18 protein-coding genes are annotated in these 19841 nt (G+C 48.4%); 7 read left to right on the plus strand and 11 right to left on the minus strand.

Annotated features, from left to right (window positions below):
• Positions 1 to 85 precede the first annotated feature (85 nt).
• Entirely contained in the window at positions 86 to 523 is a 438-nt protein-coding gene (locus PAV_RS02670; protein WP_005543330.1) for a GNAT family N-acetyltransferase, read from the minus strand.
• A 507-nt stretch (positions 524 to 1030) separates the two neighbouring features.
• Here PAV_RS02670 and PAV_RS02675 point away from each other — a divergent pair.
• Positions 1031 to 1648: a superoxide dismutase gene (locus PAV_RS02675; protein WP_005543331.1), complete on the plus strand. Its 618-nt coding sequence runs from the start codon at positions 1031 to 1033 to the stop codon at positions 1646 to 1648.
• 83 nt (positions 1649 to 1731) lie between these two features.
• Here PAV_RS02675 and cysK read toward each other — a convergent pair whose 3' ends face one another.
• The gene (gene cysK, locus PAV_RS02680) at positions 1732 to 2664 is read right to left on the minus strand and encodes a cysteine synthase A (RefSeq protein WP_005543332.1); all 933 of its coding nucleotides are present in this window, start codon (positions 2662 to 2664) and stop codon (positions 1732 to 1734) included.
• Positions 2665 to 2709: 45 nt separating this feature from the next.
• Complete coding sequence (locus PAV_RS02685) at positions 2710 to 3348, minus strand: TVP38/TMEM64 family protein (RefSeq protein ID WP_157266553.1); 639 nt, start codon at positions 3346 to 3348, stop codon at positions 2710 to 2712.
• A gap of 415 nt (positions 3349 to 3763) precedes the next feature.
• Here PAV_RS02685 and PAV_RS02690 point away from each other — a divergent pair, with 415 nt between their 5' ends.
• The 3 genes from PAV_RS02690 to PAV_RS02700 are packed head-to-tail and all read left to right on the plus strand — an operon-like array spanning position 3764 to position 6228.
• Positions 3764 to 4444, plus strand: a complete 681-nt coding sequence (locus PAV_RS02690; protein ID WP_005543334.1) for a chromate transporter — start codon at positions 3764 to 3766, stop codon at positions 4442 to 4444.
• 52 nt (positions 4445 to 4496) lie between these two features.
• Positions 4497 to 5027 carry a chromate transporter gene (locus tag PAV_RS02695; RefSeq protein ID WP_005543335.1) on the plus strand — a complete coding sequence of 177 codons (531 nt, stop codon included), beginning with the start codon at positions 4497 to 4499 and terminating at the stop codon, positions 5025 to 5027.
• A complete protein-coding gene (locus tag PAV_RS02700) occupies positions 5020 to 6228 on the plus strand; it encodes an ROK family protein (protein WP_005543336.1) in 1209 nt (402 codons plus the stop codon). Before PAV_RS02695 ends, PAV_RS02700 begins: the two co-directional genes overlap by 8 nt.
• 457 nt (positions 6229 to 6685) lie before the next feature.
• On the opposite strand, the gene def is transcribed toward PAV_RS02700, so the two are convergent.
• From def to mutY, 3 genes are all read right to left on the minus strand, one after another.
• Positions 6686 to 7210, minus strand: a complete 525-nt coding sequence (def, locus tag PAV_RS02710; RefSeq protein ID WP_005543337.1) for a peptide deformylase — start codon at positions 7208 to 7210, stop codon at positions 6686 to 6688.
• 347 nt (positions 7211 to 7557) lie between these two features.
• Positions 7558 to 10332: an endo-beta-N-acetylglucosaminidase gene (locus PAV_RS02715; RefSeq protein ID WP_005543338.1), complete on the minus strand. Its 2775-nt coding sequence runs from the start codon at positions 10330 to 10332 to the stop codon at positions 7558 to 7560.
• A 240-nt stretch (positions 10333 to 10572) separates the two neighbouring features.
• A complete protein-coding gene (mutY, locus tag PAV_RS02720) occupies positions 10573 to 11667 on the minus strand; it encodes an A/G-specific adenine glycosylase (protein ID WP_005543339.1) in 1095 nt (364 codons plus the stop codon).
• Positions 11668 to 11871: 204 nt separating this feature from the next.
• Here mutY and PAV_RS02725 point away from each other — a divergent pair, with 204 nt between their 5' ends.
• Both PAV_RS02725 and PAV_RS33100 read left to right on the plus strand, forming a co-directional pair.
• Complete coding sequence (locus tag PAV_RS02725; RefSeq protein ID WP_005543341.1) at positions 11872 to 12249, plus strand: c-type cytochrome; 378 nt, start codon at positions 11872 to 11874, stop codon at positions 12247 to 12249.
• A 139-nt stretch (positions 12250 to 12388) separates the two neighbouring features.
• The gene (locus PAV_RS33100) at positions 12389 to 12505 is read left to right on the plus strand and encodes a ribosomal protein L7/L12 (protein WP_238555729.1); all 117 of its coding nucleotides are present in this window, start codon (positions 12389 to 12391) and stop codon (positions 12503 to 12505) included.
• A 340-nt stretch (positions 12506 to 12845) separates the two neighbouring features.
• Here PAV_RS33100 and PAV_RS02730 read toward each other — a convergent pair whose 3' ends face one another.
• The 4 genes from PAV_RS02730 to PAV_RS02745 form a co-directional block, all read right to left on the minus strand.
• On the minus strand, positions 12846 to 13793 hold the full coding sequence (locus PAV_RS02730; RefSeq protein ID WP_005543342.1) for a phosphotransferase enzyme family protein: 948 nt from the start codon (positions 13791 to 13793) through the stop codon (positions 12846 to 12848).
• Positions 13794 to 13811: 18 nt separating this feature from the next.
• Complete coding sequence (gene acpS, locus PAV_RS02735) at positions 13812 to 14213, minus strand: holo-ACP synthase (protein WP_005543344.1); 402 nt, start codon at positions 14211 to 14213, stop codon at positions 13812 to 13814.
• Between the two features lie 165 nt (positions 14214 to 14378).
• Positions 14379 to 15209, minus strand: a complete 831-nt coding sequence (locus PAV_RS02740) for an ABC transporter permease (protein ID WP_005543345.1) — start codon at positions 15207 to 15209, stop codon at positions 14379 to 14381.
• Positions 15206 to 16159, minus strand: coding sequence for an ABC transporter ATP-binding protein (locus PAV_RS02745; protein WP_005543346.1), 954 nt, complete (start codon positions 16157 to 16159; stop codon positions 15206 to 15208). Before PAV_RS02745 ends, PAV_RS02740 begins: the two co-directional genes overlap by 4 nt.
• Before the next feature lie 250 nt (positions 16160 to 16409).
• On the opposite strand from PAV_RS02745, the gene bioA reads away from it, so the two are divergent.
• Entirely contained in the window at positions 16410 to 17783 is a 1374-nt protein-coding gene (gene bioA / locus PAV_RS02750) for an adenosylmethionine--8-amino-7-oxononanoate transaminase (RefSeq protein ID WP_005543347.1), read from the plus strand.
• A gap of 809 nt (positions 17784 to 18592) precedes the next feature.
• On the opposite strand, the gene murB is transcribed toward bioA, so the two are convergent.
• The gene (gene murB / locus PAV_RS02755) at positions 18593 to 19510 is read right to left on the minus strand and encodes a UDP-N-acetylmuramate dehydrogenase (protein WP_005543348.1); all 918 of its coding nucleotides are present in this window, start codon (positions 19508 to 19510) and stop codon (positions 18593 to 18595) included.
• Between the last annotated feature and the right edge of the window lie 331 nt (positions 19511 to 19841).

Genomic DNA, 19841 nt, shown 5'->3' on the forward strand with positions numbered 1-19841 from the left:
CTATAATCAATCGTGTATCGCCACTCTGTTCCGAGTGAGGCCAATTGCAACCTCGCAATTCATCTGCAAGTAGAATTGCGCAGCGTTAGCCTGCAACAATACGCAACTGTGAAAGGGAGCGCAGCATATCCTTTGCTCCGTATCCCAAAGCCTCAAACCATGGCAATACGACTTCTGTATGCTCGTCCACAGCAATCATAATGTTTTTGACGCGGCGTTGTTGGAATTTCTGCTCCAATCCCGCTACCAATGCTTTGCCTACTCCCCGATTGCGATAATCCGGATGTACGGCAAGGCGGTAATAGTAGCCGTTGTTACGATCAACGGTTCCGATGACAAGTCCGACAATGGCTTGCTCTCCGCTAGCTTCTTCATGTTCTGCGATGAGCACAAGCTCTCCGTCCAACGATAACTGACGCGCGAATGCTTCCAGCGTCTTCTCACAACATTCATCTGACAGCGATTCCTTCAACAACTGGGTTGCCGGAAGATAATCCGACAAACGAAAGGATCGAACATTCATGACTTACTCTCCCTCATCCTGAGCTTGGTTTCGTGATCGGTTGTCTCTCTGTCTAACACCTTTCTACGCCTTTACATTAAATCTGTATCTTGTGGGTTATCTACAATAGATTGTGCAATACCTTTACAAATACGACAAAAATCGCGAAAATCCTTCTTTATCATGCAACTTCCATAAAAAAGATCGAAAAATCTCCCGAATTCTCTTGTAAACGCTTTATTTAAAGCGTTTACATTACATAAAGAATGAAAACATTATAGAAATTGTAAAGAATTCGCATTCATTTCAAGTCATAATCAACCCTTCCCCAACAGAACATTTGTTTGAAACCACCCATTTTCGGGTAATATGATAGCGGTGGCGGTCAAACAACAACTGTTCGCTATCGAAGGCCTTTTTTTCAACGCCTACTTTTGCAACATTTATGTTGATTTATTCTTCCGGTTCATGTTTAATTAGGTTAGAAGTAGATAAGATGCTACATAATTAATTAGGAGGTATGACACAATGGCACATCAATTACCAGCTCTTCCTTATGCCAACAATGCTTTGGAACCACATTTCGACGAAACAACAATGATGATTCACCACGATCGTCACCACAACACCTATGTGACGAACTTGAACTCAGCTTTGGAATCTGCTCCAGAATTGCAAGATAAATCTGTAAACGAACTGATCGCTAACTTGGATGCTGTTCCTGAGAACATCCGTACAGCGGTACGCAACAATGGCGGCGGCCATGCGAACCACTCCTTGTTCTGGGAAATCATCGGCCCTAACGGCGGCGGCCAGCCTTCCGGCAAATTGGCTGATGCCATCAACAATGAGCTTGGCGGCTTGGACAAATTCAAAGAAGATTTTGCAAAGGCTGCAGCTACACGCTTCGGCAGCGGCTGGGCATGGCTTGCAGTAGATGCTGACGGCAAATTGTCCGTATACAGCTTGCCTAACCAAGACAGCCCGGTTATGGAAGGCAAAACGCCTATCCTTGGCTTGGATGTATGGGAGCATGCATACTACTTGAAATACCAAAACAAACGCCCTGACTACATCGCTGCATTCTGGAACGTTGTGAACTGGCCAGCAGTTGAAAAACGTTACGAAGATGCTTTGAACAAGTAATCGGGAATAAAAAACAGCCGTCCCCTGGCAGTCTTTTGCCTCAGGACGGCTGTTTTGTTGTCTATAGGAAGCCGACTCAACTCTTAGTTCTCGAACAGCGGCGTTGACAGATATCGCTCCCCCGTATCCGGAAGAAGCACCACGATCATCTTGCCTGCATTCGACGGTCGCTTTGCCAACTGTGTTGCTGCTGCCAAAGCAGCGCCGGAGGAAATCCCAACTAAGAAGCCCTCCTGCTTCGCCAACTCACGCGCTGCAGCGAATGCTTCTTCATTCGTCACGCGAATAATTTCATCAACAATATTGCGGTCGAATGTATTTGGAACGAAGCCCGCGCCAATCCCTTGTATCATATGCGGCCCCCGATTCCCACCTGATAGAACCGGTGAATCAGCAGGCTCAACCGCTGTAATTCGTACCGATGGCTTGTTTTCCTTCAAAACACGGCCCACACCGCTGATCGTACCGCCAGTGCCGACCCCAGCAACGAAAATATCCACTTCTCCATCTGTATCGCGCCATATTTCCTGTGCTGTTGTCTTCTGGTGCACTTCTGGATTCGCCTTATTATCAAATTGTTGCGGAATGAACGAATTCGGGATGCTTTCCGCAAGTTCCTCCGCCTTCCGAATAGCACCCTGCATGCCTTCTGACCCAGGTGTAAGCACTAACTCCGCCCCTAGCGCCTTCATCATCTTAATGCGCTCTACACTGTACGTATCCGGCAGCGTTATAATAATTCGATATCCAAGTGCAGCCGCGGCACTCGCCAATGCAATGCCCGTGTTGCCGCTCGTCGGTTCGATAATAACCGAGCTGCGGTCGATAATCCCCTGCTCTTCGGCAGCCTTGATCATCGCATAGCCAATCCGATCCTTCACGCTTCCGCCTGGATTGAATGCTTCCAGCTTCGCGACAATTCTCGCCCCAAGGTCATGCTTGCGGTTATAATTGTTTAGCTCCATTAAGGGTGTATTGCCAATGAGCTGTGTAATGTTTGATACGATGTTGGACATGTTCCACTTTTCCTCCATAACAATATAATCGCGATTCTTATGCCGCTACGTGCGACTACGCCTTGTCCGGCTTCTCTCTACGACTCGATGTATTCCATAAATGCCAGCTACATACACGGCATATAGAAGCAAAACGACCGGAATCCTTGTCCAGTCTTGAAGCAATTGCTCCCCGACATAGGCAAACAAGAACATAACGGGCAGCTTCCCCAGTACCGTTGCCACCATGAAGGTTCGCAGCGGGATAGCTAGCATCGCCGCATACGCATTAATTGCCACAGCCGGGATAATGGGAATCATCCGTCCGATAAGCACAGCTGCGAACGCGTTGTGTTCCATTAATTGATTAAAGCTTCGCAACAAGTGAATTCGTTCCATAGCTTGTCTTCCCTGCTTAGACATTCCGCATCGCACAGCCAGGAACATGAATGCAGCACCTAATGTCGAGGCCGCCACATTGATCCAGCCCCCGATCCAGAAACCATAAGCGGCGCCAATAATTCCTGCCACAACACCGAAAGGAATCACAGGAACTAAGGATATGGCGACAGCAGTCAAAAACAAAATGACGAGCGTACCTGTACCAGGCTCCAAATGGCGAAGCATAGCAAGCAGCTTCTCATGGTACATCAAGATGATTACAGCAGCGAGAACATACAGCCCGAGAGATATTCGTTTATCCAATGTACCCCCTCTGGCATCGGCTCCCGCTTCCGGTTGCACACGCTGCCTGCTTTCTTACGTTAATAATTCCATATTAATATATAGAAGCCCCCTGCCACAAGTTTACTGAACTTTCTACAGCCTTCCTTATATACGTAAACAATGAAGGCGGTTACATCAGAATGCAGCAAAAACCTTCATTTTTTAACATGAACGAGAATTACACCCGCATCTCCACATTTCCCATCCCCTAATCGCAAGCCCGTCATCATAATTTCAAAATAGAATAAACTCCTTTTAAGAAACCATTCCCCTCAATTTATCGCACTCATCACATACAGTCAATTATACATTTTCGAAAAGTTTATTCCAAAATGAAATTAAGTACGATATACTAACGCTATAATACGATTGAAACGAAGGGATGAGGAACTCCATGAACCAACACGATCACCGTCCCGCGCTGCACGTGAACAAGCGCTCTCTTCTCCTTCAGCTATTCTTGACCTTTAGCAAAATTGGGCCGACTACCTTCGGTGGCGGTTATGCGATATTGCCCGTCATTGAGCGAGAAATTGCGGAGAAGCGTCAATGGCTACAAGAAGACGATATGGGAGAGATTACAGCTCTTGCAGGGGCGGCCCCTGGCGGGATAGGCGTTAATGTCGCCGCTCTTGTCGGCTACCGAATTGCTGGGTTATCTGGCTTAGCTGCTGCAGTTATCGGCATCTCTTTGCCTACCATCGCAATTATTCTGCTTTTATGCATAGGAGCAGCTGGATTTCGCGACCAACCGTATGTTCAGGCTGCGTTGACCGGTATTAAGCCTGCTGTCGTTGCACTCATCGTGTATGCAGCGATTCGACTTGGCTCACGCACTTTGCACCATGGCTTCGCTTGGGGAATCACTCTCACCTCACTTGCGCTGCTGTTTTGGACATCGATCCATCCCATTCTTGTCTTAGTCCTTGGCGCATTCGCCGGTATTGTACTTGAATGGGTGAACCGCGGCAGCTTTCTGCGAAATCATCCGCATGACCACTCCAAGCCCCCACGTTCAGGCAGCAGTGCATCTCGCTCCCGCCAGACTAAGCAACGCAGCAATCGAGCGGTATAAGACGCTGTATCAGCCTCCCATATTCGAACGAGAAGGAAGGATGCACCATGCTATGGGAATTATTTTGGACTTTTTTAAACTCGGATTCGTCTCCTTCGGCGGCGGTTATGCGATGCTGCCCGTCATTGAGCATGAGGCATTGTCCCATCAATGGATGACAGCCGAACAATATACCGAGGCTATCTCGCTTGCCGGCATGGCTCCCGGACCCATTGCCATGAACAGTGCTGTATACGTGGGGTATACTGCATCAGGCTGGATCGGCAGCATCGTCGCATCGCTTGGCGTAGTCTTGCCTTCGGCCATCATCATGCTGCTTATTGCCACTATTTTCTACCGCGTGTATGATAATCATTGGGTGCAGTCTGCACTTGACGGCATGAAGCCAGCCGTAATTGCCTTGATCGCTTACGCAGCGGTCAATATGGCGATGCCTTCCGGGCTTGCAGCAACGTGGACATTGTCTTCACTTCTTCCAGTCGCAATTTTCGCTTGTGCGCTGCTTGCGCTGATGAAGTTGAAGCTCCATCCAATAGCCGTCATTCTATTGTCAGGAATAGCGGGGATTGTTATTTATGGATAAATCTTTGGAACAACATATCGCTTCCTCCAAAGCGAAGGAAGTATTTCAATTCATCCGACGCACAGATGAAATATCAAAGCTGGATTTGCTCCAGTACAGTGGGCTTACCGTTAGTACGCTGACGCGTGTACTGGAGGAACTGACTGCGCTCGGGTTAATCGCGGAGTGCGGCTTCGGTGCTTCTACCGGCGGGCGCAGACCCATTCTGTACCGTGTCGTTCCTGACTACGGATATGCCTTCGGTCTGGATATTTCCCGCACCTCTTCCCGTCTTGTCATGCTCAATGCAGCAGGAAACAAAATCGACACGGCGGAATGGCCTATGACTGCCCATATGACGCCGGAATATGTAATAGTGGAAGTAACGAAGCAGATTAAGCAATGGATGAGTACGCATAAGCTCAGCACGGACAAAATTATCGGTTTTGGCATTGGCGCTGTCGGTCCGCTGGATCGATTTGCAGGAACGATTCTGCAGCCAAGCTTCTTCCCGTCTTCAGGCTGGGAGAATGTCTCTATTGTCAGTGAACTGGAACGTCAATTGAACATCCCCATTATGCTCGATAATGGAGCAAATACAGCGATAAAGGCAGAAGCATGGGCCAATCGTTCCAGAGATGTACAGCATATGCTGTATGTGCATGTTGGCATTGGACTGCGCTCTGCAATGATGTCTGAAGGGAAGCTTATTTACGGTGCTGTCGATATGGAAGGCTCGCTTGGACAAATGATCATTCAGGCTGATGGCATTCCCCCTCGTACTGGAGACGGCAACTACGGCTGTCTGGAGTCCTATGCCACTATATATGCCATCGAACGGGAAGCGAATGCGCTCATCCGTATGGGCCGCCGCAGTCTGCTTGAGCAAATAGCCGGTTCAGGGAACACTGTCACCTATGCACATATTATGGAGGCTTTGCAGCGGCGTGATCCGCTTGCCACAGAGATCGTTACGCAGGCGGCTACTTATTTCGGCATCGGGCTTGCGAACCTGCTCAATATACTCCATCCGGAGAAGGTGGTATTAGGCGGGCCGCTCATGAGCGCGAATGATTTATTTTTCTATACTGCAACGCAAACTGCGATTCGCAAAACCTATCATTATCCGCAGTATCAGGTCGTATTCAGCAAGGGCAGCTATGGCGATGAGGCGCTGGCCATCGGTGCGGCCTTGATGATACTCGATAAAATTACTGCATAAGAAGACTTGCAGCAGGTATATAAGATACTCTCCCAAAGCTGATGCGGACTAAATAGTTAATTCATCCTTGCTGCTCTTGCAAAGGTTCATTTCACCATTCACTTGAACGGAGCAGCAAGCCTTGCTCTATCGCTAGCAACTTGCAAGAACGATACAAGAGCGATGTTCCGCTTCCATAGTGGGGCTGCTGCCAACTTCTATCCCAGCTTCAAATTTCCCATGTTTAGGAACGGATTGAATAATGGGTTACGGTCGGAAATCCCCGTATGGACGAAAAAAGGACAGTGCTCCCGCACCATCCTCACCTCAACCCTTCCGTGCTTCTTTATATATAACCCCGCCGCTTCAATAATGAAAGACACCTTACATAGTACTATCGTTATCCAACGTGCATACTTCGGCAATGAGTTTAATCGATGAGTTGCTTGCCGATATTTGAAATGCATGAACGATCCCCTTAGGCATGCTGTTCGGGTGATGCCAGCTTTAATGCATGGAGCAGCGGCAAATGCTGATGATTCGCTCCATGAACAAGATAGTCATCCTCGACCCGATCAATGAACAGCACGCCGTCCAAATGATCCATTTCATGCTGGATGCAGCGTGCGAGGAAATCTTCGCCTTCTAAAGTAACGGTCTCACCGTCTCGGTTCATCGTTGTTATTCTAATATACTGGTATCGCTTTACTCTGCCGTAGTATCCAGGATAGGACAAGCAGGCTTCCATCCCTTCTTGCTCGCCGGCCGTCTCTACCACCTCAGGGTTAATCAGTTCGATCAAGCCATCTCCAACGTCCATGACGATGACACGACGCAAAATCCCGATCTGGGGTGCAGCGAGTTCCGCTCTCCCCTTCTTCGCATATAAAGTATCCTTCATATCATTCAGCAGCGATATCGTGCGTGCATTCAGCTCCGTTACCGGCTTGCACTTTTTGCGCAATATCGGATCTCCGAAAGGAAGAATAATACGCTCAGCCATTTCATGTCGCCCCTTTATCCTCTGTCATTTCATTAATCAAGCTAATCGATTCGATAGAGTGCATCGCCTGCACACCTCGTTGTGCTGCGATCCATTTTCGATTAGTTGCTCTTTCAATTCTTATTTATGTGATGCTTCTCGCTTCATTTTACGCTGTTCATCAAAGTACATGATAATCAGAATATAATCAATATAACATAAATGAAACGTTATTATATTTTAACCCAATTACATTCCTGCCCAGTGCCTTGATAAATCAAACAAACATGGCATAAAAAAAGCCTCCCAACTTCCCACCGACCAAAGTCGGCGGGAGTCGGAAGACTCGATTAAATCTTTGACACCTATTATTGGGCAGACACATTCTTAATGCCTTGCACCTCGAAGCCGTAAATACGAGCTGCTGTATCTCCGCCTTGTGTTGCTTTCTCTACGTTAAGGCGTGCATAGCGTGCTTTTGTTTTGGCAATCGCATGCTTGGATGTACCCTTCTCGTTGTCCGTTACCTTCACAGCATCCGTCCAATTCTCGCCGTCTGTGCTGAGTTGGATCGTAAATGCGCGTGTGTTGAAGGAAGCGGATTCACCGCCTGCTTCCGCATGGTGCACGATAAATTGCGTTACATCGTACTCCTTGCCCAAATCAACCTTCAGCCAATGCTTTTCATCGCCGACAGCACACCATTTTGTATGCATTTCGCCATCAACGGCGAACTGGGGCGCCTCACTATCATTAACGAAGCTGGATGCTTCCGTTTTTGCACCCTTGGCCAAGTCCTCAGCACGGAAAGCTGCATCCTTCGATATTGTAATAAGCTGCGACTTCGTCATCACATCTTCACCGACCGCGTTTTTCGCGATCAACTTCACTTCGTACGTGCCTTCTTTCGCGAAGCTTACCTTCGGATTGCGTTCCTTGCTCGTTTCAGGTGTTCCTCCCGGGAAGCTCCATTCCCATTCTGTTGTCACTTCAGAGGATTTATCCGTCAACTGAACTTCTTCCCCTGGCGCCACGAACGTCTTATCGGCCTCGAAGTCTGCCTTAGGGGACGGGTATTCAGGCCAATCGAACGAAGTCATTGCCATTCGTCCTTCTTCATAGTGACGGTTCACAGGAACAACTGCCAGTTGTGTCGTCTCCTCCATACCGTTGCGCTTCATTTCAGACACATAGTAATAATTGTTGCCTGTTGCGCCCATGAACTCACGGGAGCCGTCCGGCTTCACGCGATACACTTGATAGTACTGCACATCATCGCCAAGCGCTGTCCATGTCAAGCGAGCATCTGCATAAATGCCGTCGCGAACGTCATTTTCGATCACACGAACATCTGATACTTGACCGAGAGCAGGCGCCTTGTCATTCTGATCACGAATTGTAAGCTCTCCTACATTCGCTTCGTATAGATTGTCATTGACCTTGCCCTCTACTTGAATGGATACGCCAACGATTTTTTTGCCAGCATATGGGCTCAAGTCATAGGTAGCCTGAGTCCAGTCGCCCTTCGCGCCAGCAGCCTTCGTTGTAGAAGGCTTCACGAATGTATACGTATCCGGTGCTCCCTCAAACGCAACGCCAATGTTCAAATTAGCAGATTTCGGATCGTTTGACCGATATGTAAGCGACATTTGCAAAGTAGAAGTTGCCTTTACATCCGTCTTGTACAGCTTCACATTGGAGGATGCGCCTTCTGCAACCTTGCCTTGAAGCTTCAAGGAACTGCCGCCATAGAAGGAATCCGTGAAGTCGAAACTAGGTGCAATCTTCTGACCTGATTCATCCACCATCCAGCGCCAAGTCGGTAAAATGTCCTGCAAACTGCGGTTAAACCATTCACGGTCGCGAACCTTCTTGCCGAACACGCTGAACTGCGTTCCGTTACCCGTATTGAAATGCGTCACGAAATCCGATTTCGTAATGACCGTCTTATCTACGATATCATGCGCAATGCCGCGCCAAGCCCAATCATTGGCCTTCGTCTTGGAAGGATCGAGGCTGTCGCCTACCCATAGACGCTGCTCCTTTTGCATGAATTCATCATTCGTCTTTGTCGTATTGAACGCCCAGTCCGGGCGATACAAACCAAGCGATGTCACCGCATCCTGTCCTTCCGGGAACAATACCGGGAAGTTGTACTCGCCTTGATATCCGCCGCCGCCTTCCAAGTCCATGCCCGCAAACAATTCATGGCGATCCCGCTTCAATTGCTCAGCTATCTTCGGCGAGTTCTGGAATGGCGTTATGAAATCATACTTGCCTTCCTTCTTGAACTGCCAACGGAAATCGATGAACATATTGTCCGCTACGCGCTCTTCCCCGTCTTGGAAGAACATTTTATTATTGTCCGTCAGTCCACCTTGCCACTTCACAGGACCATCCTTCACCATGGAGTCATACCAGATAATTTCCATATTAGAAGGCTTAATTTTCTGCAAATATTTCAAAAACTTCTGCATGTTCTGCGCATCTTCCGGTGTGCCGCCCTGTGTCTCCTGGTTAATGAACCAGCCATCGAAGCCATAATATTTTGCAACTTCAATCAGCTTATCTGCAACCGGGAATGTTCCGTCCTCACGCTGCTGGATCAGATCACGCATCCATTCGATTTTTCCGCCGTGCTCCTTTTGTGGAAGAAATACAGTGCCATATACCGGTACACCATTCTTGTGCGCTGCATCAATTACGTCCGCACTCGGAGGAACGATCAAGCCTTCCCCGGCAGAGCCGCCCCACATAATCAGCTTGTCTACATACTGCCAGTAGCTGAACGCATAGCCATGGAAGTTGTCATTGCCTTGCGATGGCGCACCGCTCGTATTTTTGTACATCGAAGCAAGCGCCATAACTTTCGCGTCTGTCTTCGCATTCGGGTTCACCTTCGCTCCCTGCACACGGGAAGTGTCCAGCTTTACAGAGCTGCGGTTGAATGCCGCATCCTTGTCAGTCTGTGCCGACCACGACAAGAGCGTATTCGGATACCAGTATGAGGAAAGCGGCTGCGCAGCCTCCGCCTGACCTGCAAAGCCTACAAGCGACCCGGCGATCATCGCCGTGCTGAGCATCAAGGCAAATTTGCGTTTTATCTGACCTCGGGAAAGTATAGTCGGTTTCAATCGTTTCATTTAGAATCCCCTCCAAAGTGACGATCTTTCTCTTGATGTCGACAAATCCAATGTCTCAACGAGCGTATCCGAAGTATCTCCTAACTTTGGTAACGCTTCCACAATGTTGTCGTGACCATTGTAAACGTTTACGAAATAGAAAAAAGGGAACTTCCGCCTAAACGGCAAGCACCCTTTAATTTGTCTAGTAAATCTTTAATATTTACACCAGAATATATGCCACGAAAGTAACTAAATGGATTACTGAAAGCGATTTTTTAACAATCGGACGAATACATTCGGAAAAGCAAGTTCCTCCATCTCTTCCGGGCCCGCCCATGTATATACTGTATTGTCCTTCGGCTTCAAGCTACGCAGAGTACAGCGATATACGCGCATCTGCCAATGGATGTGGCTGAACGTATGCTCTGCGTCCATCCAATGCTCAATCGGCACAACGTCTAACCCTTCTGCCAACAAAGAATGATGCAGAATCGCGAACGACTCTGTGTCGCTCATCCCGACAATGCCCACCTGCTTCGGCACAAGAATATGAGGCAGCTCCCACATTTTCGCCAGCAAACCGGTATCCGGCCGCTGACGCACGAGCACCTTGCCCTCATGCTCCCCTGTACCCTCGATCAATACTGCATATCGCAGCTCCGGTTTCGGCGGCTTGGCTTTTGTCTTGATCGGCAGAATGAGTTCTTCTCCAGCCATGCGGCCTTCGCAATGCTCCATAACCGGGCAGAGCAGACATGAAGGGGATTTCGGCGTACATACTAACGCGCCAAGCTCCATCAATGCCTGGTTAAAGTCCGATGCGCAGCCTTCCGGAATAAGCTCCTGCGCTAAATGCTCCATATGCACGCGCGTAGATGGCTTCGCAATATCGTCATGCAGACGGAAATAACGCGACAGCACCCGCATCACATTGCCATCCACGGCCGGCTCCGGCCGATTGAAGGCGATGCTCATAATCGCACCGGATGTATAAGGCCCAATGCCTTTTAACGCGGACACCTTTGCTTTGTCATCGGGGACTTGTCCGCTGTATTTTTCCTTCACTTCCCGTGCCGCAGCCTGTAAATTACGCGCCCGGGAATAGTATCCGAGCCCTTCCCATGCCTTCAGCACTTCCTCTTCAGGCGCATCCGCCAATGCCTCGACGGTAGGGAATTTCCCGATAAAACGTTCGAAATACGGCTTTACTGTCTCTACACGCGTCTGCTGCAGCATAATTTCAGATACCCATGTGTAATAGGGATTCGATTGACGCCGCCAAGGCAGATCCCTCTTATTCGCCCGATACCAGAGCAGAAGCTCGCGGCTGAAATATCTCTTTTGCTCGTCCATGACGGCCTCCTGTCTCTTATCTCTTTTCTATACAATTTCTAGCAGGTCTATATGGTATATTCGTAGTCTCCCTGCCCATTATACATGAAGGGAGCCAGTTGTGAACGTTCTGCCAACAATCCACATCAGAGCTTGCAGGAGGGGTACTGGAATTTCTATACTTATAGTAAAGAAATGTCCCAATAGAAATGGAGGGCATCGTTCGTGCCAAAACGTCGAATGTACACACGCTTCATGCCAATCATCGCTGGTATTGCCCTGCTTGGACTGCTTGCCGGATGCGGCGGTGGAGCAAGCGGCGGCAATGAGAGCAGCTCAGGAAATGCCAAAGAATCAGCGGCGCTTGAAGGGCCGGAAGAAGTTGTCACGCTATATAAAAACAATTGCATGCAGTGTCACGGCACTGAGATGCAGGGGATGATGGGGCCAGAGTCAAACCTACAAAAGATCGGCAGCAAGCTGACGAAGGATGAAATTGCAAATACGATTGAAAATGGCGGAAAGCTCATGCCTGCACAAGGCGGACGTCTGGAAAAGGAAGAGATCGACAAAATTGCCGATTGGCTCACCAGCAAAAAGTAGTTCATACTTCTGCACTAGAAATATCTTGGCAATGTAACAAGACGGCGGAAAGCCGTCTTTTGCTTTGATTGGCCTTTATTTTCAACTATAATAGTAAAGAGGCCAAGAAGGCCTGCCTCCCCACCCCGCTCACGATGAGGTGATACAGCTTATTCGCGAAGGCAAGAAAGTATCCGCCATCAAAAAAGCGAGAGAAGTGCTCGGCATGTCACTCGTTGAAGCGAAGCAGTATGTAGACAATCTTGAAGCGAAATGATAAAGCATAGAGCATTACTTGTATACATAACATGATGAAATTAAAATAAAGTAAGGGAGGCTCCTAAGGAGGCTCCCTTATCTATTGATTCTCAATTGTTGCCCTGATTGATCAGAATGGCCAGCCTCTACCTGTTTAGAGCTCATCGCAAATCTAGCTGCTGCTGCGGCATCCTCCCTGCCAATACCATAAACGAGATACTTATCATGCTCACAATGAATTCGATTTCATTTATTCTTTATAATTGCTATGCATTGTTATACAATTGCTTTGGTGCACTGCATCACGTTCTGTTCCTGATCATGCATGCTTGGTATGCTTGAGTTCTACGCTTTTCCAATCATACAAGTATAAATCCTAGGTAGCTCTTGTGCTCGCCAATGGATTGTCTCATATCGTTCAAAAAGTGGGTCTGCTTGTCAGTTAGCTTGCTGAAATCTGCATAGGTACAATGGTATATATAGGAATATACATGTCGAAAATCAATGAAGTCATTCAATCGTGGTGTAATTAGGTTTGTGGAGCGAAATCGTGAATAGCCTTCCATCAATGCGTGATAGAACTGTTCGGCGAAGTTTCGCCTCTCTTCTGGAGCTTGCACAGTGGAGACTGCATGATAGATGGCAATTGCCACATCATAGGCGTACCAATGATACTCGCTGTCTCCGAAGTCTATGATTACCGGGGAGTTCCGTTCGACGAGAAGATTATTCTGATGAAGATCCCCGTGAATTAATCCATATTCGGCTGAGGTAACAGGCTGCTCAGACATCCATCTGCAGCATTCCTTCCATTTTGCCAGTACAATGGGATCGACTTGCAGATCCTCCTTCTTGTACAGTTCATGCTCATGCCAATGCGGGCGTACAAGAGAAGGCCCTTCATAGGCTTCTGCAGCCGTATGCAACTGCGCTAGAGCTGCTCCCCAATCTTTGAAAAAGCGTTCGTTCCACAATTGTTCGTTCTGGTGTTGGATAGGCTGGCCTAAGGCTTTTTCATATATAGTAAAAAAATGAGTCGGCAAAGAATGAACAAGCTGGCCTCGCAGCAGCACCGGTGGAGCAACAGAAATGCCGCGTTCATGGAGATATTGCACCCATTCGACTTCAGACTGAATTCGCTCTGCATGATGAGTGCCATACTCATACACCTTCACAATAACGGGACTACTCCCCACTATAGCGGCCTCAAAGACGTTATGAAAATATCCTCCAATTTGACGCAGCTCCGATCTGTCACATCCAATGTAGTCGCATACCTCCAGAAGCACTTCTTCCTGTATCATCATCTTGCCCCCCCATTTTCACTATGTATCAGACGTACGCCATTCTACTATAGCCTGTGCCGACGCAATGCTCGGCTGATGCGAGATGCTGAGGTGAATTCGATATTCGCTGCTGGACAAGCCAAGCCGCTGCCATGCAGCCTTACTGAGACGGGCTATCGGCTTGCCAAGCTGATTCGGCAAAATTTCGATATCCTGAAAGGAGATCACTTCCCCGATACCTGTGCCAAAAGCCTTGACGATCGCTTCCTTCGCAGCAAAACGACCAGCGGCAAATTCAACCTGACGTCCACCCTTAGCCGCATAAACTGCCTGTTCCCGCTCTGTTAGTATGCGAGCAATAAATCGTATACCTATATGATCATGCAGCAGCTTGTTTACACGCTCGATTTCGATAATGTCATGCCCCAATCCATGTATCATCCTGAACCTCTCCTTCCATGCAGCTTCTAGATTTAATATTCATCGCAAAACATGAACTTCCAAATCTATACACAACATCATCTATGCGGTAATTGTATCACATGCAAGAGGCGCTGCCCAACCTATAACGGTCGTCAGCGCCTCTTGCGGAACAACATGTGAATCCTATTCTCCGACACGCCATTTCACTAAATAATGGATGGCAAGAATCGATGCAATGCTGTACCCCAGCAATACGATGCTGTTCTGCATGACATCTGTCGTCCAGCCTGTCAAAAGCACGCCCCGCATCGCCTCTGCCGCATAGGTTGTCGGGAAAATATAGGACGCCCACTGCAACATTGATGGAAGCTGATGCATTTCGACCATGACAGGCGACAGAAATGTAACGAACATCATAAGTACCTGCACAAGCATATTGGTCAGTTGATGATTCGGCGACCAAAAGCCGATACCTACGCCTACGCCGACAACACTGGTCAAGGACAATAACACAACAATCGGCAGCGCCCATGTAATTTGAAAATCAATGCCGTACCCCCATTTTCCAACTGCTGCAAGCAATACAAAGGAAGGAAGGGTACTCATTAAGCCTTTCAGCATATTGGCGATTACGAAGTTCAGCTTGGATATCGGCAATGAAGAATAGTACGTAAAATGACCTTGATGCTTCTGCCACGATATCTCCTGCCCCATGGAGTTCATCCCCGTGACGATAATACCGAAGATGAGGTTTCCGGCAACGATTCGAACCAACGCTTCATGACTCGGATTGTCTGTAAAAGAAATCATGAAAAGCATGGTCGTAAATGGGAATACCGTTGCCATCAAAAGGACCCACGCCCACGAATCGCGAATGTTGGCGTATTGAATTCGGGTAAGGATCATGAACTCTGTCAATTGCCGACCAATTCCTCTTGTGCCTTCCAACGGGACTGCCGCTTTGACCGCAGACTGGCTGACGATATCAGGTCTGCTTGCTACTTCTGATTTCATACTTTCTGCACCTCCTGCTCTGCTTGACGATCTATATGGAAATATACATCCTCCAAGCTTGGCGGCTTTACCGCGTACTCTTCGATCGGTAAGTGAGGAGAACGAACAATATAATCAAGCACAAGGCTCGCTTCTGATTTGTCTACGAGCAAACGAAGCCGGTTCTCGCCATCAACATGAAGCTGCCCCCATTGTCTCAAAGCCTGCTCAGCAGCCTCACGGCAGCCGAATTCCGTGGTCAGCTCGAATTTGAGCCGCTGATCGACCTTCTGCTTCAGCTTCGCAACCGCATCAATTACTAGCAAGCGTCCATGATTGACCACTGCAACTCGATCCACTACCTGCTCTGCCTCAAGCACGTTGTGTGTAACGAGGATAATGGTTGCTCCTTCACGATTGCGCTCCTTAATTAGATTCCATACGAGGCGGCGGTTCGTGGGATCCAATTCATTCGTCGGCTCGTCGAAAATAAGGATTGGCAGGCGGCCGATCAATGCAGTTCCGATGCCAATCATACGCCGTTGCCCGCCAGACAAATGCTTTAGCTGCTTATGGCGAGAGTCAAACAATCCCATCATCTCCAGCAGCTCCGCTGACTGTCTTAGGGCTTCCGATTTTGTCATTCCCCGCAGACGTCCAGTAAACTCCAGCGCTTCTTGTGCTTTTAGCGCAGACAAAACATGCGGATCCTGCGAAAAATAGGCAACCTGCTGTGCCACATGCTTCGTATGGCGCGATACATCCATACCCTTGAATAGCACCCTTCCTTCCGTTGGCTTCAGGTGCCCGATCATTTGCTTAATCAACGTCGATTTACCTGCTCCATTCGGACCCAGCACGCCCAAAATTTCTCCGTCCTGTACTTGCAAAGAAATATCTATATTTGCTTTTACCTTGCCGCGTTTATACATTTGACTCACATGGTCGAGTTCGTAAATAACAGGGTTCACGATTCATCCCTCCTCATATGTCAAATAATACCTAATCATCTCTACGACAACAAGCGCCCCCCGAATGATCTTTCATTCGTTCTCCAGGTGAATAAGCTGCTCCGTCTGTAGATGTAGTCTAGTCTGAATTGATCTTTCTTCCTCAAGGGCATTGCTATGAGGGGTTACTTTTGTTAACCTTTAATTTATATAATAGGTTAACAATTATGGGCGCTGCATGAACATTCGTTGCTAAGGAGCTGGTAAGAAAATGGAAAATGAAAGAAGGAGAGCGCTTCTGCACAAGGATCGAATCTATGTCTGGCATCCATTCACCCAAATGAAGGAGTATGCCGAACGCGATCATGTGCTGATTGAGCGAGCTGAAGGCATGTACCTGTATGATGCGGAGGGGAGGCGTTACTACGATACCGTGTCTTCATGGTGGTGCAATTTGCACGGACACGGGCATCCCCGCATCAAGGCAGCTATTGCTGAGCAGTTGGAGCAATTTGACCACATCATGTTCAGCGGATTAACGCATGCCCCTGGCATTGAGCTTGCGGAAAAGCTGGTGCAAATCAGCCCGGAAGGACTCAATAAAGTGTTCTATTCGGATAATGGCTCGACTGCCGTGGAGGTGGCCATTAAGATGTCCTTCCAATATTGGCAGCAGATCGGACGCTCGTCGAAGACGAAGTTCGTCTATTTGGAAGGCAGTTACCATGGAGATACATTGGGTGCGGTAAGTGTAGGCGGCGTACCGCTCTATCATTCGCTGTTCAAGCCGCTTCTGTTCCATGCCCACCGTGTGCCTGCGCCGGATATGCGCGCCGCGCGCATGTCCGGGCCTGCTGGCGAACAGGAGGTCGCAGAAGCGGCACTCGCGCCGGTGCGCGAGCTGTTCGAGCGCGAAGGAGATACGATCGCGGGTATTCTCGTTGAGCCGATGCTGATGGGTGCAGGCGGCATGATCATGACGCCTGCAGCTTATATGCAGGGCTTGCGCGAGTTGTGTTCGGCGTACGATGTCCATCTCATTGCGGACGAGGTCGCAACAGGGTTCGGGCGAACAGGCAGGATGTTCGCCTGTGAGCACGCCGGGGTCAGCCCCGATATTATGTGCCTCAGCAAGGGGCTGACCGCAGGCATCATGCCGCTCGCGGCTACGCTGTGCCGCGACAGCATCTACGCCGCGTTCTATGATGATTACGCGGCGCAGAAAACATTTTTCCACGGCCACAGCTTCACCGGCAATCCGGTGGCGTGCGCCGTGGCCCTTGCCTCCCTGCGCCTGTTCGAGGAGGAGCGTACGCTCGAACAGGCGCAGGGCGCCATAGCCGCGCTCAGCGAGGCTATGCGCGGCATTGCCGATCTGCCCCACGTGGCAAATGTGCGGCAGATCGGCCTCGTTGCGGCGTTCGACCTGTACGAAGATGCCGAACGCCGCAAACCATTCCCGCGCGAGCTGCGCATCGGGGCGCGCATGTACGAGGCGGGCTTCGAGGAGGGACTCATCCTCCGCCCGCTCGGGGACACCCTCTACTTCTGGCTGCCGCTATGCGCCACGCCAGACGATGTCCGCGACATTGTCGCACGAACGATCCGTGTGCTCCACCGCGTACTGCAGCCTGCTTCCTTCTAGGATGCATAGCTACGTCGGATAAATAGCTACATCGGATAGTTTCACGAGCAGACATAGCGGAAAATCGCCTTAAAATGAACGTAAATAGACATCGATTAGAAACCATAGACGGTTACGCGATTAATGTACAAAATAGATGCCATCGACAATTACACCGTTAGTATGCAGAAGAGCACCATATACTCTATAGACGAACATGCCGATAGTCATCCGAATAGGTATGCAGACAGTTACGTGGTTAGACACAAGATTACCGTCGAAGCAATTGAGCATTTATTAACTATGCGAACATATCTAGTTATATCAAGATATGTAGGTATTCATTTTGTTTGTGCTATGTATCTATAGGGAGGACAAACCACAAAAATGTCCATACAAAGGTGGACATTGTAGCATATGTTATTTGAGTAAGGAATTTTTCTATATATTGCGCATAATTAAAACAAAAACACTATATATAGAAGTCAAACTGTAAGGAGAAGTTTATCTCTTTTCTAAAAGTGTGTCCACTTTACAATGGACATTCCGCCACTTTTTCCATCAAATGAGGACAACGAACGGAGAACAAACTTCATTACACATGAAGAGCCCTATAGGTGTGCCAGAGATATTCCATTCAAGCTGAAATTGCACTCTGGTGTCCCATAGGGCTCCATCCATTTAAGTATTCAGTTCGCGATGCCGTACCTCTTCTGCTGTTTTGGCTGTTTTGGCTTTTGGGTCTTTGCAACTCTTTGCAACACCTTGTAACATCTTGCAACAGAAAAGGGGCGAGATACTGTTTACACACAATTTATCGACTGATCGATCTATTCGTCTTCGCCGATAATGCGCACTTCGGTTTCGAGTTCGACGCCGAACCGTTCGTTGACTGTTTTCTGCACGTGGCGAATGAGCGAGATATACTCACTTGCAGTCGCGTTGTCTACATTGACGATGAATCCAGCATGCTTAGTTGATACTTCCGCACCGCCAATGCGCGTCCCCTGCAAACCGGATTCTTGAATGAGCTGACCGGCATAATGCCCTGGAGGACGCTTGAATACACTACCGCAGGACGGGTACTCAAGCGGCTGCTTAGACTCGCGCAAAAATGTCAGTTCATCCATTTTTGCCTTAATTGCATCATAATCCCCTGGCGTAAGCGAGAATGTCGCTTCCAGAACCATATATCCATTCGAGCCGATGTTGCTGCGACGGTAACCCAGTTCGAGCTGCTCCTTCGTGAGTCGAACCAGTTCACCTTCAGGAGTAAGCACTAATGTACTTTCCAATACATCTGCAATCTCACCGCCATAGGCTCCTGCATTCATGTACAATGCTCCACCTACGGAACCCGGAATGCCACAAGCGAATTCCAATCCAGACAGATGATGCTCTCGTGCCGCACGCGACACGTCGATAATCGCCGCACCACTTTGCGCAATGATCTGATCTCCACTGCGCTCAATCTTGTTTAACTTGTTCAAATTGACGACAATGCCTCGAATTCCTCCATCTTTGACGATTAGATTGGAGCCAAACCCAAGAATCGTCAACGGCAGATCGTGCTGTCGCGCATAGTCAATGACAACCTGCAGTGACTCATAATTATCTGGTGTTACATACAAATCAGCCTTGCCACCCATTCGGGTATAAGTATGTTCCTTCAGCCATTCACCTTGTTTGATCGAATCTTCCGCAATCCATTTCCGTAATTCATGATACCGTTCTATGAGGTTATTCATGCGATTCCATCCTTACCTATCTTTTTCATACAGCGTTCATATTTCATTCATTTACTTTACTTCCATTATAGCCAGTAACATCACTAGAGCGTTCATTGATGCCAAGCTCTTTGCCATTAATAATCTATACTTATCCTTGCATACACTCCAGTATAACAAATTTTCGAAGACAATTAAGATGGCAAAAGTCACCCCTTGTCCGAACCTGTATTTATGTCCCTAGTCTTATGAAATGGAGCTTTGCGGGATGCCTCTGCTTCAGCATATGCACGGACATGGGCGAATGGCTACAACAATTACTGCTGGTATCACACAAAACCAAGGGGCAGCA

The organism is Paenibacillus alvei DSM 29, from assembly GCF_000293805.1.
In the GTDB taxonomy this organism is placed as follows: domain Bacteria; phylum Bacillota; class Bacilli; order Paenibacillales; family Paenibacillaceae; genus Paenibacillus_B; species Paenibacillus_B alvei.